This window comes from Paenibacillus sp. sgz302191, assembly GCF_057749925.1.
Map to the genome: position 1 here is coordinate 1 of NZ_JBYLHY010000104.1, position 574 is coordinate 574.

The 574-nt window shown below is 49.8% G+C and carries 1 protein-coding gene; it reads left to right on the top strand.

The genetic code is table 11. The features are described 5' to 3' along the window. The coding region (locus tag AC3G2T_RS38800; protein ID WP_488438829.1) for a transposase at positions 1-512 on the top strand (512 nt) is incomplete at its 5' end. Positions 513-574 lie beyond the last annotated feature (62 nt).

Consider the following 574-nt stretch of genomic DNA (forward strand, 5'->3'; position numbering starts at 1 on the left):
TACAGGGGCTGGAAGAGGCGTTTCGTGAGGCTTATCCGAAAGCAGACGTGCAGCACTGCGTCGTCCACAAGATGCGTACCACCTTCCCTAAGATTCGCGTACAAGACAAGAACGAATTCATAAGCGATCTCAAAACCATCTACAACGCATTAGACCGTGACCTTGCCATGGCTGCCTTTGACACGGTGAAGGCCAAGTGGAGCAAAAAGTACCCCAAAGAAATTCAATCCTGGGAAGACAATCTGCCCACACTGCTTGCCTTCTACACGTTTCCACAGATGATCTGGAAGCAAATCTACACCACCAACGCCATCGAGCGGATGAATAAGGAGTTTCGGAAACGTTTAAAGCCGATGAACAGCTTAACGAACATGGAAACAGCCGAAAAGATCATGTACCTGGAAACACTGGACTACGTCGAAAGGTGGAGGAGCAGGGTCGTTACTGGATTCGGAAATCCCCAAGTGAAAGAAGAACTACAAAAGATGTTTGAGCAGCGATATCCCTCTTAAGCTCTGGCTGCATGGTAAAAAGTTCCGACTCCCGCGCCTTCGCTTGGGCTACACCCGCCGCC